13 protein-coding genes are annotated in these 15,648 nt (G+C 38.7%); 9 read left to right on the top strand and 4 right to left on the bottom strand.

Going from position 1 to position 15,648, the window contains the following annotated elements:
• Window positions 1–130: 130 nt before the first annotated feature.
• Complete coding sequence (locus Q4534_RS02745; protein WP_303611642.1) at window positions 131–694, top strand: type 1 glutamine amidotransferase domain-containing protein; 564 nt, start codon at window positions 131–133, stop codon at window positions 692–694.
• Window positions 672–2,072 (top strand): peptidoglycan DD-metalloendopeptidase family protein, encoded by a 1,401-nt coding sequence (locus Q4534_RS02750; RefSeq protein WP_303611643.1) that lies wholly within the window; start codon window positions 672–674, stop codon window positions 2,070–2,072. Before Q4534_RS02745 ends, Q4534_RS02750 begins: the two co-directional genes overlap by 23 nt.
• 60 nt (window positions 2,073–2,132) lie before the next feature.
• On the opposite strand, the gene Q4534_RS02755 is transcribed toward Q4534_RS02750, so the two are convergent.
• From Q4534_RS02755 to Q4534_RS02770, 4 genes are all read right to left on the bottom strand, one after another.
• Window positions 2,133–2,792, bottom strand: a complete 660-nt coding sequence (locus Q4534_RS02755) for a hypothetical protein (protein ID WP_303611644.1) — start codon at window positions 2,790–2,792, stop codon at window positions 2,133–2,135.
• 70 nt (window positions 2,793–2,862) lie between these two features.
• On the bottom strand, window positions 2,863–3,993 hold the full coding sequence (gene dprA / locus Q4534_RS02760; protein ID WP_303611645.1) for a DNA-processing protein DprA: 1,131 nt from the start codon (window positions 3,991–3,993) through the stop codon (window positions 2,863–2,865).
• Entirely contained in the window at window positions 3,974–4,327 is a 354-nt protein-coding gene (locus Q4534_RS02765) for a MerR family transcriptional regulator (protein ID WP_303611646.1), read from the bottom strand. Before Q4534_RS02765 ends, dprA begins: the two co-directional genes overlap by 20 nt.
• A gap of 164 nt (window positions 4,328–4,491) precedes the next feature.
• Window positions 4,492–5,469 (bottom strand): M23 family metallopeptidase, encoded by a 978-nt coding sequence (locus Q4534_RS02770; RefSeq protein ID WP_303611647.1) that lies wholly within the window; start codon window positions 5,467–5,469, stop codon window positions 4,492–4,494.
• Between the two features lie 155 nt (window positions 5,470–5,624).
• On the opposite strand from Q4534_RS02770, the gene alaS reads away from it, so the two are divergent.
• The 7 genes from alaS (at window position 5,625) to Q4534_RS02805 (ending at window position 15,641) form a co-directional block, all read left to right on the top strand.
• The gene (gene alaS / locus Q4534_RS02775) at window positions 5,625–8,261 is read left to right on the top strand and encodes an alanine--tRNA ligase (RefSeq protein ID WP_303611648.1); all 2,637 of its coding nucleotides are present in this window, start codon (window positions 5,625–5,627) and stop codon (window positions 8,259–8,261) included.
• A 68-nt stretch (window positions 8,262–8,329) separates the two neighbouring features.
• Complete coding sequence (gatB, locus tag Q4534_RS02780) at window positions 8,330–9,814, top strand: Asp-tRNA(Asn)/Glu-tRNA(Gln) amidotransferase subunit GatB (protein WP_303611649.1); 1,485 nt, start codon at window positions 8,330–8,332, stop codon at window positions 9,812–9,814.
• Window positions 9,815–9,818: 4 nt separating this feature from the next.
• On the top strand, window positions 9,819–10,934 hold the full coding sequence (locus Q4534_RS02785; protein WP_303611650.1) for a TlpA disulfide reductase family protein: 1,116 nt from the start codon (window positions 9,819–9,821) through the stop codon (window positions 10,932–10,934).
• 358 nt (window positions 10,935–11,292) lie between these two features.
• Complete coding sequence (locus Q4534_RS02790) at window positions 11,293–11,760, top strand: nucleoid-structuring protein H-NS (protein ID WP_303611651.1); 468 nt, start codon at window positions 11,293–11,295, stop codon at window positions 11,758–11,760.
• A 29-nt stretch (window positions 11,761–11,789) separates the two neighbouring features.
• Window positions 11,790–12,368, top strand: a complete 579-nt coding sequence (locus Q4534_RS02795; RefSeq protein ID WP_303611652.1) for a hypothetical protein — start codon at window positions 11,790–11,792, stop codon at window positions 12,366–12,368.
• Window positions 12,365–13,204 (top strand): hypothetical protein, encoded by an 840-nt coding sequence (locus tag Q4534_RS02800; protein ID WP_303611653.1) that lies wholly within the window; start codon window positions 12,365–12,367, stop codon window positions 13,202–13,204. Before Q4534_RS02795 ends, Q4534_RS02800 begins: the two co-directional genes overlap by 4 nt.
• Window positions 13,191–15,641: a leucine-rich repeat domain-containing protein gene (locus Q4534_RS02805; protein WP_303611654.1), complete on the top strand. Its 2,451-nt coding sequence runs from the start codon at window positions 13,191–13,193 to the stop codon at window positions 15,639–15,641. Before Q4534_RS02800 ends, Q4534_RS02805 begins: the two co-directional genes overlap by 14 nt.
• The last annotated feature ends 7 nt before the right edge of the window (window positions 15,642–15,648 follow it).

Below are 15,648 nucleotides of genomic sequence, written 5' to 3' on the forward strand. Positions count from 1 at the left end.
TTCTTTTGAACTGCCGAAATGAGAAGGGTTTCAATCGGTTTTCTACCTAAAAAAATATTTAAATCAAAGTTTAGCATGGAATTTGAATTATATCCCTAAAAAATTGACTAAAAATAAACCGATTGTGAAGATGAGTAAATTAAAAGGTAAAAAAATAGCTTTAATTACAGAGAAAGGATTTGAAGAGGTGGAATTTACTTCACCAAAATCAGCATTGGAGAACCAAGGAGCTATAGTGGAGGTGATTTCACCCAACGAAGGAACGATTAAGTCTTGGGATAAGGTGGACTGGGGCAAGGATTTCAAAGTGGATAAGACCTTGGAGGAAGCCAAGCCTGAAGATTATGACGCTGTATTGGTTCCGGGCGGAGTTTTGAATCCGGATAAGTTACGTACAAATGAAGATGCCGTGGCCTTTATCAAACATTTCTTCTCTCTGGGCAAACCGGTAGCTTCCATCTGTCATGGGCCTCAAGTGTTAATAGAAACCGGTGAGCTGGCAGGTAGGAAAATGACCTCTTTTCCTTCAATAAAACAGGATATTATTAATGCCGGTGCGGAATGGTTTGATCAGGAATGTGTCTGTGATCAGGGACTGGTTACTTCAAGGTCACCAAAAGATCTTGAAGCTTTCAATCAAAAAATGGTAGAAGAAATAGCCGAAGGGAAGCATGAGTTTCAAAGTTCACATTGATCGATTAATCTTAAGGAAACAAAAAGTAATAAAAGGGCTCTATACGCAATACCTGTTTGAAAAGGAGGCGGTAAAGCCCTTTTTTCAACCTGCCTTATGGTATGTGTTGATATTTGTTTTGTTTAGTGCTTGTCAAGCAGAGAAGCTTTTTAACAGTCAAAATCCTTATCAAAATTATCTCAATACCTTGGATAAATCAGGCTTGGAGAATTATGGGATTGCTCAAAGGTGGATCAATCAGGGAAAGCTGATACATGCATCCAATATGACTGCGCTTAACTTGCCTTATAATGAGATGACTTACTTTGATCCTTCAAAGGTGGAAGCTCTTTTTCTGCAATACGAGGTGAAAGAAGGAAATAATATAAGTATTAGCGCTGATGTATTGACAGACTCCTCAACGGTGTATTTTATCGATGTGTTTGGAAGGGATGTGAATGAATTCACTCCCCTTCACTATTCCGAAGATCAGCAGAAAATTGAATATACCGTCAAACAAGATGGGGAACATGTGCTGAGAGTGCAGCCTGAATTGCTCGGTGGAGGAGCTGTTGTCCTAAGCATAGAAGTTTCCGGATCCCTTGCCTTTCCATTGCCTGACATGCAATCCAATCAGATTGCCAGTTTTTGGGGAGATGCCAGAAGTGGCGGTGCCAGAAAGCATGAAGGAGTGGATGTATTTGCCAAAAGAGGCACACCTGTTCGGGCTGTGGTTAATGGAGTGGTAAGGAGAACTGGCCAAAACCGATTGGGAGGTAATGTCGTTTGGGTGAATTCAGGCAGGTACAATTATTATTATGCTCACTTGGATAGTCAGCTTGTTAGGGCAGGGCAAGCAGTGTCCAAAGGAGATACCCTAGGCACGGTAGGCAATACCGGAAATGCCATTACCACTGCTCCGCACCTGCATTTTGGCATATACCGAAGGGGAAGAGGGGCTGTTGATCCCTTTCCATTTATTCAAGCTGCCGTAAAGCCCAAAGAAATTGCAGCTTCAGACAGTGTTTCCCTGAAAGAGTATGGGGTCATTGCTGTTAATAGTGGGAATTTACGTGCCTCACCAGATTTAAAATCAAAAGTAATAGCAAAGCATCCTAGGTTTACATATTTCGATATTTTGGCGAAAAGTGGGGATTGGTTTAGGATACAATTTCCGGATCAATCAATAGGCTTTGCCCATCAGTCCATACTTGCTATCACAAATCCTCAAACCAAGGAAATAGCGCTTGAACCAACAGATGTTTTATTTGAGTTTTTTGATCGTGGCTTACTCCCTTCCTCCAACTTTGTAGGGCAAGGAAAGGTACTTGGCACTTTCAGAGATCTGGTTCATGTACAATTAAAATCTGGGACAAGATTATGGATGAAGGAAAGGTGAAAGTAGTCAGATGTCATGAACATTCAACCGCCTATTTTCAGCTGCTAAGTTAACCTCTTTTTACTTTTTGTTTATTTCCACATTGGAAAACCATATGATTTTCTCTCCATTCTTCATTCGGTGATCCAAGGCAATCTTTATTCTACCAAAATCTTTTTCATTTTCCCAAGTAAAGGCCCTCCCTTCAGCGGCATTCCCTTTTCTAAATACCCATTCTTTGATCATATTGTTATCATCGACGTAAAGGTCGTATGCATCCCCCGGAGTATAACCATTTTCATTGTTGTATAGGATGGTAAGTTTGGTGGTGGGATCCCCGTTGATGGGTGAGTTTTGGTTTTCAGTGATTTCTGTAGCGTACCCTTCATCCCAAGCCAATTGGAATGGGTAGAGCAACCAATATTTGTCGTTGATGAATTTATGGTCAACATCTTTTAATTGTTCCGTCTTCTCTGCAATCAGGTAAGTGACACTAGTATCGGCATCAGAATAGGAGACTTCACCTTTGACCAGGTCCCACTTCCAATCTCTGACCATGACGGTGGTGCTATCCCTTCTTACGTTCCAGGTATAAGAGATTGATTGTACCTCATCCAACTGATCATAACCGTATGCTTTTGCTATTTTCATAGGAAGGGTGTCGGCGGTGTTGCTTACTTGGCTTTCACAACCTAACAACACAAGTAGACTGAATATTAAAGAGAGGAATGAAGGTTTCATAATATTATTTTTTAGGTCAGTATAATTCAATGTAATCAAAAAAGGCGATTGGGCCATATGGTTTACGCATTTATTGTTTGCTATGGAGCCATTGATATCTTTTTCCCGGAAAGGCCTTTACAAAGCCCAGAAATTCTAAATTGAGTAGTTTAACCGCCAAGGTGCTTATAGGAACATTTAAATCATGACTCAGCCAATTTACTTCCACTTCCTTCTTGTCGAAAATTCTTTCCAGGATTTTGTTCTCCAAGGGGTCGAGCAAAGAAGTGTCAGGAAAAATCTTTTGGGTAGGGGATTTTCCTGATTCCATGTCCCATGACAAGGAGTTCACTATTTCTTTGGAACTCATGTAGATGCCGGCTTTCATGTTTCTTATCAGGTCGTTGCAGCCTTCACTGTATTTGGATTGGAGATTCCCCGGCACGGCAAATACCTCACGGTTATAACTGTAGGCGATTTCTGCTGTGATCAGTGCACCGCCTTTTTTGGCTGCTTCCACCACAATCAAAGCATCTGATAGACCGGCTATGATTCGATTTCGCTGAGGGAAGTTACTTGGGCTCATTTCGGTGCCTAATTTATACTCAGTAAGCAGTCCACCACAATCCATCATTTGCTCTGCTATTTTCCTGTGTGTGGAAGGATAAATGGTGTTGAGGTCGGAGCCCATCACTCCGATGGTTGGTAAGTTTCTAGCCAAAGCAGCCCGGTGGGCCTCTATATCTATGCCGTATGCCAACCCGCTGATAATGCAAGGCTGAAACCGAGAAAGTTCCTCGGTGATTTGCTGGGTTATATTTTTACCATATTGGGTAGCTTTTCTAGTGCCTACTATACCTAATGTTTTTTTGGGATTAAGATCTAATTTTCCTTTGCTGAATAGCACAGGAGGGGCATCGGGGATAGACTTTAATCGACTGGGGTAGCTTTCTTCCTGAAAACAATGAACCCGAATTTGGTTTCGATTGGCAGCTTCTACTATTTGTTCGGCCTCTTTGAGATAATTTAGTTTTTTCTTTCTGAAGGCCAGTAATTTTGGGCCTATGCCTTGGATTCTTTCCAACTTGCCGGAAGGTAGGTTAAAAAAAGAGGCGGCAGATCCACAGTGTAAAATGATTTTTTTATAGGTTCCCGGCCCTAATTTTGGGATCAAACTTAGGGCTATTGCATAGAAATAATCATTATTCGGCGGGCTTGTCATTCAGATTGTCTTTGATTTCTGTCAAAAAACCTCTGATTTCATGTAGTCTTTGGATCATAGCTGCTTTGTCCTGAACCTTATGCATGTCCCTTTTGATAATCTCCTGGGCACCTGTGAGCGTATAGCCTTTTTCTTTTACCAGATGAAAAATCAACTGAATCTTTTCAATATCATCGATGGTAAATCTACGGTTTCCCTTTTTGTCTTTTTTAGGCTTGATGATGTCAAATTCACCTTCCCAATACCTAATCAAGGATGTGGCAACCTTAAACTTATCGGCAACTTCGCCAATCGAATAATACTTTTTTTCAATATCTTTTTCTTTGTAAGGCAATTTTCTGGTGTTTTTTTAATCAAAAATATAAAAATTATCCATTATATAGAAAGCAATCGTAGCTATTAATTTTTTAAGCTTCCGCAAAGTTGAATAGTAGCAAAAAAAAGGCCCTTTCTTCAATTTCTAAAGAAAGGGCCCTTAAATTTTTTTGAATGTTTGCTTTAAGAAAGGGATTGGTTTTCTCTGGAAGCCAATTCAAGGATTTTATCAAACTCCGTTGGTTCAAGGTCTTTAAAGAAATAATTGACCGGATTAACAAATTTGTCGTCCTTGATTACCTCATAATGAACATGAGGAGCTGTAGATGAACCGGTATTTCCCACCGTACCTATTTTGTCTCCTCGTTTGATTTTGTCTCCAACTTTTACATTGAAGTCATTCATATGGGCATATCTGGTTTTGAAACCAAATCCATGGTCTATCATGATAGATTTTCCATAACCTCCAAACTCCGTCCTGACACTTTGTACCACACCATCACCTGTAGAATAGATAGGCGTACCTTTAGGGGCTGAGAAGTCGATACCTGTGTGCATTTTTTTCACCTTAAGAATAGGGTGTAGGCGTATTCCATAACCTGAAGCTAGCCTGTTTAACTCCTCATTGTGTATGGGTTGAATCGCAGGGATTGACGCCCAATACTCTTCTTTATTTAGCGCGGTTTCAGACAGTTCATTGTAAGATTCCCATTGAATATACAACTGTTTTTTAAGCGTTTCCACTTTATTGGCAACAGAGATGATCATCTTACCTTGATTAAGGCCTTTTTCTTTGATGTCTCTAAACCTATCAGATCCACCATATCCTGCATTTCTAACTGAGTTGGGAATTGGTTCAGATTCAAAAATAACCCTGTACAGGTTGTCATCTCGTTCTTGGAGGTCAGCCATCATGGTATTCAATTGCGCCACCTCTTGTTCCAGTAGTTCGTAATAAAGGTTGAGCTCTTTGTTTTCCCTTTTTAGGATTAATTCTTTGGGGCTGTCAAAGTAATAATGGAACACGAGAAGTATGCCGACAGCTAATATTGAGGACAAGGATAAGAATCCCAATACATTTAAAGTGACATCCCATTTGCTCTTAACATACCTTTCGTATTTACAAGTTTTGGGATCGTAATAATATTTTATTCTACTCATTTAACAAATAGTACGTTAAAACTTCTAATTTTGTAATCCGAAAAAACCCAGTAGATTAAGCTACTTTGTAGGGAAGTAGATAGTTGGGAGTTTGGTTACAAAGATAATTCAAAAACTTTAAATATTCCAAGTAATTCATTCTAAGGTAAATAAACATGAATTCCAAACAAATAAGAAGCCATTTCATTGATTTTTTTCAATCTAAAGCGCATCAGTTTGTTCCATCTGCACCAATAGTTGTGAAAAACGATCCCACATTGATGTTTACCAATGCTGGAATGAATCAATTTAAGGATTATTTTTTAGGCAATGAAAATCCTGAACATATTCGCGTTACTAACAGTCAAAAGTGCCTCAGAGTTTCAGGAAAGCACAATGATTTAGAAGAAGTAGGAGTTGATACCTACCATCATACCATGTTTGAAATGATGGGCAACTGGTCATTTGGGGATTATTTCAAGAAAGATGCAATCAGTTGGGCTTGGGAATTGTTGACTGAAGTCTACCAATTGCCGAAAGATAGGCTGTATATCACCGTTTTTGGTGGAGACAAGGCCGATCAATTGGAGCAAGACGATGAGGCTTTTGACTATTGGGCCCAATTGGTAGATAAAGACAGGATTCTTTTTTGTTCTAAAAAAGATAACTTCTGGGAAATGGGAGAAACAGGCCCTTGTGGCCCTTGCTCAGAAATCCATTTTGACATGAGGTCATTGGAAGAAATACAAAAAATACCCGGAAGAGCACTGGTAAATGAAGATCACCCTCAAGTCATAGAAATCTGGAATTTGGTCTTCATGCAATTCAACCGCTTTGCTGATGGTCACCTTAAAGAATTGCCGGCAAAACATGTGGATACCGGTTTGGGACTTGAAAGGCTGGTGAGAGTAATTCAACATAAATCATCGAATTACGATACTGACTTATTTGCTCCATTTATAGCTAAAATGGAAGCCATATCCGGCTTTACTTATGGTGAATCCGAGAAAATAGACATAGCCTTTCGGGTTATTGTAGATCATATCAGAGCCATTTCTTTTACCATTGCAGATGGACAGTTACCATCCAATAACAAAGCCGGCTATGTTATCCGAAGGATTTTAAGGCGAGCCGTTCGGTATGGATATACCTTTTTGGACCTGAAAAAGCCTTTCTTGTTTAATTTGGTGCCTGTATTGGCAGAGAAATTCGGGGAATTCTACCCTGAAATCAATTCACAACAAGACTTTATCACCAAAGTTATTCAGGAAGAGGAGCTGGCATTTTTGAGGACTTTAGACAAAGGCTTAAAAAATCTCGAATCCATCCAAAAAGGATTGGCAGATAAAAATGAAACCACCATCCCGGGAGAGGTAGCTTTTGAATTGTACGATACTTATGGGTTTCCATTGGATTTAACATCTCTGATAGCTCGTGAGAATGGCCTTAGTGTAGATGAAGAAGGTTTTTCAGCAGCAATGAAAGCCCAAAAAGACAGGTCCAGATCTGCTTCAAAGCTAGAAACCGGAGACTGGATTATGGTAAACGACGAGGAAAGTTCTGTATTTGTAGGATACGACACCTTAGAAGCTACCGCTCAAATCATCAAATACAGAAAAATTAAGGATAAAAAGAAAGATCGCTTTCAGTTGGTCTTGACTGAAACCCCTTTTTATGCTGAAAGTGGTGGACAAGTGGGAGATACAGGAACACTTTCCAATGATGAAGAACGCATTACTGTTTTGGATACCACAAAAGAGAATGACCTTATTGTTCATTGGGTTAGTGCTTTGCCCAAGAACCCGGAAGCAGATTTTAAGGGGGAAGTAAATGCAGATAAAAGGCGTTTGATTAAAAGTAATCATACAGCCACGCATTTGTTACAGTCGGCCCTGAAGCAGGTGCTTGGTGACCATGTGCAACAAAAAGGGTCTTTGGTCAATGATAAGATTTTAAGGTTTGATTTTTCCCATTTTGCTAAGTTAAGCCCGGAGGAATTGCTTCAGGTAGAAGACATCGTCAATGGGAAGATTAGAGAAAATATTGCCCTGGATGAGAAAAGAAACGTCCCAATAGATGAGGCGAAAGCCATGGGAGCAACGGCACTATTTGGAGAGAAATATGGGGAACAAGTTCGCGTAATTACTTTCAATCCTTCTTATTCTGTGGAATTGTGTGGAGGTACGCACGTGGAGGCAACAGGGGAAATAGGATTGTTTAAAATTATTTCTGAAAGTTCTATTTCTGCAGGGGTAAGGAGAATTGAGGCAGTTACCGCCAAGGGAGCAGAAGATTATGTGAATAAACAATTTGCTCTATTGGAAGAAATTCAGGAAGCACTTAAAAACCCTAGGGATCTTGTGGCTGCGATAGAGGGAATGATGACAGAAAGGGCAGCATTAAGAAAAGAAATTGAGCTTTTGAACCAAAAAGCTACCGAAAAAATTAAAGAAACGTTAAAAAGTGAGGTAAAATCCTTCAACGGTTATAACTTAATATTAGGATTGATTAAATTGCCTAATGCTGAGGCCTTGAAGAAGCTTTCTTTTGAATTGAAAAATGAAATAGAGAACTTGGTAGCTGTTTTAGCTGCTGATATAAATGGTAAGCCACAGTTGGCTATTGTGGTAAATGATTTGCTTGTAAAAGACAAAGGGCTTCATGCCGGCAATATGGTAAGAGAGCTAGCAAGAGAAATCAAGGGAGGGGGAGGAGGCCAACCCTTTTTCGCTACAGCCGGAGGGAAGGATTCTTCAGGCTTACCGATTGCCTTGGAAAAAGCTGAAACTTTGCTTCAGCAGGCATTGAAATAATTTAGCTGAATTCAAATTGTCTTCGCTCTGGGTTGACATTTTGGAACAAAAACTGTAACAATTTAAAAATGATTGAAGATAAGTCCACTACATTAACGGCAGATAATATTAAGGAGAAGTATGAATTGGTGATTGGCTTAGAGGTCCATGCACAATTACTTACTGCAAGCAAGATGTATACTTCTGATGCCAATAGCTATGGTAATATGCCCAACACCAATATATCGGTGATTACTTTAGGGCATCCGGGAACTTTACCCAAAGTGAATAGAAAAGCGGTTGAGTATGCAGTGAAGATGGGGTTGGCATGTAATTCTTCTATTACCAGAAGAAATGTGTTTGCCCGGAAAAATTATTTTTATCCGGATTTACCTAAAGGCTATCAACTGACTCAGGATAAAAACCCAATCTGCGTTGGTGGCTTTGTGCCTATTACTCTTAGTAGTGGAGAGAAAAAAGAAGTAGCTCTCACTCGAATCCACATGGAAGAGGATGCAGGAAAGTCCATGCACTTGGCGGGTGAAGTGGATACATTGGTAGACTTTAACAGGGCAGGTGTTCCGCTAATTGAGATTGTAACGGAGCCTGATATGCGTTCTTCTGAAGAAGCATATAATCTTCTTGCAGAAATTAAGAAGTTGGTCGTTTACTTGGATGTGTGTGACGGTAATATGGAAGAGGGCTCTTTAAGATGTGATGCAAACGTGTCTGTAAGGCTTAAAGGTGAACAAGAACTGGGCAAGAAGGTGGAAGTGAAAAACATGAACTCATTTAGGAACGTGGCCCGTGCCATTGAACATGAGTTTAATCGTCAGATAGGTTTGCTTGAAAGAGGTGAGGAAATTATTTCTGAAACCAGAACATTTGATGCTACCACGGGTTTGACAGCAAGCATGCGAACCAAGGAAGATCTTAATGATTACAGGTACTTTCCTGAGCCGGATTTGAGCCCTGTAGTTATTTCTGAAGAGTGGCTTTCCTCCATTAAGGCGGAATTACCTGTACTTCCTCGAGAATTGTTCAATAAATTTGTAAATACTTATGGGCTTCCAGAATATGATGCAGGAGTTTTAACAGACCAAAAAGATATTGCTTTATGGTTTGAGTCGTTATGTAAACATACGAACAATTATAAATCAGCCTCAAACTGGATGATGGGGCCTATCAAGTCTTATTTGAATGAATTAACGTTAAAAATTGAAGATTTCCCTTTAGAGGTAACACAAATTGCCGCTCTAATAGCATTAATCGATGAAGGAAAAGTAAGTTTTACTGTAGGATCTCAAAAGATTTATCCGCAATTAATAGCCAATCCAGAGAAAACACCTTTGGAAATTGCTCAAGAATTAAATTTAATTCAAGACAGCAACGAAGACTCCATTAAACCGTTGATAGAAGAAGTCCTGTTACAGAATGCAGCCAAAGTCAAAGAGTACAAGTCCGGTAAGAAAGGGCTTATGGGTATGTTTATGGGGCAGGTTATGAAAAAATCTAAAGGCAAGGCTGACCCTAAGGTTGCCAGCAAAATTTTAACAGAATTATTGGATAATTAATTATATGAACGTCTTAACAAAAAGTGTGTTTTCATTGGGCTTAACAGTCATGCTGTTGTCCGCATGTGGGGAAGAAAAGAAAGAGGTATTTGATGGGAATGTTACCATTTCCGGTGAATTAAAACAAATCCCTGAAGGAGACGTTGTTTTGTCAGTCTATGAAACAGATAAAATTACTGTTCTTGACACACTAGAAGTTAAGGGAGGGTCGTTTAGTTACGACTTGGAAATTGACAAACCAAACTTCTATGATTTAGACTTGTATGGTGAAAAAACCATACGTTTGGCTTTGTATCAGGAAGATGTTCAAATAAAGTACGATTTTGAATCTGAGGAGCTGGCAGTAGAGGGTTCTGAAGATAGTCGTTTATTATTCAGAATAGATGAGTTGACAGCTGAATACCAAGAGGAGGCCAATGCTTTAAATTCGGCCTTTTATGAGGCCATGACTGAAAAAGACCAGGCCAAAGTGCAGCAAATACGCGAACAAGCCGTAGAAATGGGGATAAATCAAGCAGAGCGTATCAAAGGAGTAATTGCTGATGCGGAAGGTAGTTTCGCAGCTTTGGCAGGGATAGGCATGCTAGACCCCGGTAAAGACTTTAACTTTATGGATAGCGTTGTTGTCGCCTTAGGTGACCGATATCCTGACATGAAATTGATCAATTCTTGGAAACAGGAGTTGAATGAAATGAGGGCACTTTCCATTGGTCAGCCAGCACCGGAAATTTCCCTGCCAAACCCTGAAGGTGAGATTGTCAATCTTTCTGATTTAAGAGGAAAGTATGTGATGGTGGATTTTTGGGCAGGCTGGTGTAAGCCTTGTCGGGATGAGAATCCAAATGTGGTAAGACTATACGAGAAATACAAAGCAGATGGGTTTGAAGTATTCGGAGTGTCTCTCGATAGAACGAGAGAAATGTGGACAAAAGCCATTGAAGAAGATGGCTTGACTTGGACCCAAGTATCCGATTTAAAATATTTTAATTCCACCGCTGCTGCTACCTATCAGATCAATGCGATACCAGCTACCTACATGATAGACCCTGATGGTAATATTTTGGCAAAAGATTTGAGAGGTAAATCCTTGGAGAGAAAGCTTGCTGAAATATTCGATTAAATTAAGAAATTACCGTTAAAATAAACATTCCTAAATTTCGAAATATAATGATATATTAGCATTTTATTCTATTATAAAATCAATTATAAGCTAAATGTGTGTTTTGTGAAATTAATAGCTTTAATTAAGGGTGTTTGCTTAATAAAATTTATTGGAGATATTTCAAACTGAGTAAATTCAAACCAACTTTAGTGCCGTTCATTACTTAAATTGTGCAGAATAAAATAGAAGTAAATTTAAAAAATATTTAAAACAATCATCTACCTAAAGTAAACGCCTTGGAGTTTGTGGAATTAAACGACAATTATTCCCCAAGCTGAATGGCCTTTACCATTAACTTAAAAACCATTCAATTCTTATGAAAAAAAGGAACCTTAAATTCCCCTTGACGCGGTCATTGACTGTTATGCTATTCGTTTTATTAGCTATGGGAGCTTGTAAAAGCAAGAAAAAAGTGGTTGAGGCTGCGCCTGAACCCGTACCGGTGGAAGAACCTGCCCCTCAACCCGAGCCCGAACCTCAGCCTTCTGCAGAGGAAGTAGCAGTTGGGAAATTAGAAAATTATTTCAACGCAGTAGCGAATGCCTCAAACCTTCAAAGCGCTAACAATACCATCAGAGAAGCTTTAGGGATGTTTTCAAATCAGAACACTCCTGTTTTAATTGTAATTCATGAAGAGTCAGGTACAAAAGACTACGATGAGCCAACGACCATAGAGCGGTACCTAAACTATCTTAAAGACACCAAGAAAAATCTAAACTTTATCAGCGATATCAGAATGGATGGATCAGGAAAGGTCACAGAATTAGAATTAAGAAGAAGATAATTTTATAAAAAAATAGAAAGTAAGTTATTATGAAAAAATACATTCCATCCCTGCTTATCTTTTTCCTGGCAACAAGCATCTCCGTTTTCGCTCAGGATGAAAGTATTAGTCCCCAAAGAAAGCAAGCAATTGACTCTCTTGCTTTAGAGAAAGTTAAAGATTTAAGTAAATACATCAGTATCATCGGAAGTAAAGAAACACAGTTTTCTGAAGCTACGAGAGTAATGGATAGAGCAGAAGAGCTATTTTCTCCTGATGCTGAAATGGGCGTTTCCTCTGTTAATACCAATGAGGTAGCTTACTACAAAATCAGAAGGTATTTTGAAAGGCTAATGGCACTGAATTATGATAGAGTGAACATCAGCTGGTACGATATACACTATATTTCCGACCTTGAAAGACAGCCTGACGGAAGGTATGTAGGAGTAATCACCATATACCAAAGGTTTGAAGGTACTTCTCAAGAAGCCGGATTAAATTATAGGGATACCACCAAGAAGGATATAACCATCTATGTGGAGAAAAAACAAACCCAGATTTCAGGTAGAACCATTGAGTTTTGGGATGTGTTGTTGGGAGATGTGAGAGTGACTGAAACATCAGCATGAGAATAGTATTTGCAACGTTAATTACAATAATCTTATCAATTTTTTCCGCGCCGGGGCAGACTTTCAATAGCTCCGGCCGGATTGTTGATGATGGCAGATTCGCTGCCGCTACCAAACAAGTCAATCAATTTTTCAGACGATTTAATGCAGAGGAAAGCAAAGAAGGAGATGTAAGGTATAACCCTGGCGATGAGAAATACCACGATCTTGCCCTAAGAAAATCTTTTATTAATATCCTTTTTGACAATGAAACCTCAGGGATTAGCAATGAGCTAAAAAGAGAGTTTATAAGTCATGTTACTTCCGAATCTTATCCCCAATATCTTAATTTTCACGGAGGAGATTGGTTCGCAGAACTCAATACTGTTTTTACCTATAATGGTAAAAGACAAGATGTGGTACTGTTTTTGAAGTTACAGCCCCAGGGTTTGGGATACGAGTGGGTCATAGACAATGTGAATTTCCCTCCATTTACAGCAGTATTTGATAAACCCAAAGGCGATGAAAAAAAATTTCTTCACCCTTTAAGCCATGAATTAGGTTTTATGAACCTTAGAAAGGCTATCGTAGACAATCCAAAACCGGAGTCTTATACCCCGGATGGTTTTCAACCAGATTACCTTACATTATTTCTTTATGAAATAAAAAATAACAGGTTGAAATTTGAAACAGTTAAGGATACCAAATTCCACTTTTTTCAAATTGACAAATGGTATTTTGAGTTAGGTCAATTTAATAGACCCGGATTTAATACCGGTTGGTTGATCGCTAATTTGATGAAGTTGGAGGAAGGTGACAAAGAAATTATATTGAACTATATCTATGACAGGGATTAAAGTAAATGCATTTATCCTGATTTTATTTTTTTGTAATGCTCCATTGATTCTGGCTCAGGATCTTGGAGGATATACCAAACAGGAAATCAAAGAATTTGGCCAGCAGGCAGAAGATCAAGTTCGTTTCTTGCAGTATTTTCTAAACACAGTGGGCAGTGGCGAAACTTCTGCTAGGGACAAAGATGTCATAATAAGAGAAAGTTACAAGAAAATATTCAGGGATGAAAATGTGCAAATTGAGGATGACCTACTTTTAGATAGACAGGTTATTACCAATAAAAGCGTGGTTTCTTACCTAAAAGACATTGAGTTCTTTTTTAAAGATGCTGCATTTGAGTTTAAGATCAAAGAGGTGAAACCCAAATTGAATGACAATGACGAATTGTTTTTTGAAGTATCTCTAGACCGAACATTGACAGGCCTAGGCCTGGAGAATGAAAGCATAGAAAATACAAAACCTCGGTATGTAGAAATTAACCTTGACCGAGATTCCAATGAACTGAAAATAGCAAGTATTTATACTACCAAACTTAGTAGAGATGAAGAGTTATTGGAATGGTGGAGTACTTTATCTTTGGAGTGGGAAACCTTGCTTAGGAAAAAATTTGATATAATTGAGGATTCTGTACAGCTTGATATGCTGTATAAAATTTCTGCTTTAGATACCTTAGATTTGTCGGGCAACAAGCTTCTGGTTGATATAGCACCTATTCATGTATTTAGGGACTTAAAGTACGTTGACATTAGCCGAACTCAGATCAAGGAACTGAGCCCTATTAGTAATATAACTTTTCTCTCTTATCTGGATATCTCAAACACACCCACGGATGATATACAATTTATTAAGTATTCAGATAAACTGACTTACCTTAATATTTCCGAGACCAAGGTGACCAATATTGATGAATTGACCAGCCTTAAGAATCTTAAAACTTTTAGGGCTGCCAAAACACCTTTAATGGGATTTGGCGTATTGGAAAACTTTAAAAATATTGAAATTCTAGACCTAGAAGAAAGCGGCTTCAATAATATTGAAAACCTAAAAGACTTAACTCAGCTTAAGGTTCTAAACATTAAAGGTAACTACCTGATTAATTTCGGATTTTTATCCGAGCTCAAGCAATTGGAGGAAATAAACCTAGAAGAAACAAATATATTGGATCTATCACCTCTAGCATCTTTACCTTCACTTTGGCGGGTAAATATCAATGGCACTGAAGTAAGTCAACTGGACCCAATCAATGGTTCCGCTTCAATAAAAAGAGTTTATGCAGATAGGACAAGTATATCCGAAAATGCTGCTGAGATCTTTACTAGGGCTAATAGAGGTATATTATTAATCCACAATGTGGAAAACCTCCAAACTTGGTGGCAAACCCTTCCTGATGGTTGGAATCAGGTACTGGTCGAAAAACTGCCTACTTTAGGTCAAGGTAAACCTACCATAGAAACCCTTTCTTCTTTGGTCAATATGGATTCCTTGAATTTAGACAATAGTAAGATAAAAAATCTGAGGCCTGCACTCAAGTTTAAGAGCATTACCTACTTGTCACTAGAGAACACCATGATTGAAGATCTTTCTCCCTTGGCAGAAATGAAAAATCTCTTGCATATACATGGAGATTATAGTGCTGTTAATAATCTCAATGCCCTCCAGGAGCTCACAGGGCTTAAACGTCTTTCTTTTGTGGGAACAAATATTGAATCTGTTGAACCACTTAAAAGTCTGCCTTCTTTAGAGTATATAAATTTGGATGACACCAAAGTTCCGGAATGGGATGTACAAGAATTAGCCAGTTTGTTGCCCCAAACCAACGTGATTTTCAGGTCAGTCGCCTTGGAATCTTGGTGGACGGGTCTCAATCAAGATTGGAAGAAATTGATTTCCGCCAATTTTAACCTAAAAGATAATCCTGATACTTGGGCATTGCACCAGGCAACAGCTAGCTCAAGAATGGAAATAATTGGGGCCAATGTTTTAGATTTAGAGCCGCTTCTTGTTTTCTTTAACTTGAAAGAACTAATCATTAAGAATGTTCCCCTTCAAGACCCCTCAGCTCTTTCCAGGTTAGAAATGCTAGAGGAGCTTCAAATTACTGAGTCACCTTTTAGAGATTTGAATGTAGTAACACCTTTATCCAATTTGGAGACCCTCAATGTTTCCAATACAGCAGTAAGCGAATTAGAACCACTCAATGCTCTTGAAAGACTAAAGCACTTGAATTTGTCAGGGACAAATATTTCAAACCTTAAAGGTTTGGAAATGCTTTATGATTTGCGAACCTTAGATATAGCCAGTACAGGTGTGAGAAGCCTCAAGCAAATTACCCATCTGATAAATTTAGAAAGTTTGGTCTGCTTTAACACTAGATTAAGTAATCGGAATGTTGAAAAGTTTAAAGCTGAATTGCCAAACTGTGATGTGAGGTATTATTAATATCCGT

This window comes from Cyclobacterium sp. 1_MG-2023 (assembly GCF_030546805.1).
In the GTDB taxonomy this organism is placed as follows: domain Bacteria; phylum Bacteroidota; class Bacteroidia; order Cytophagales; family Cyclobacteriaceae; genus Cyclobacterium.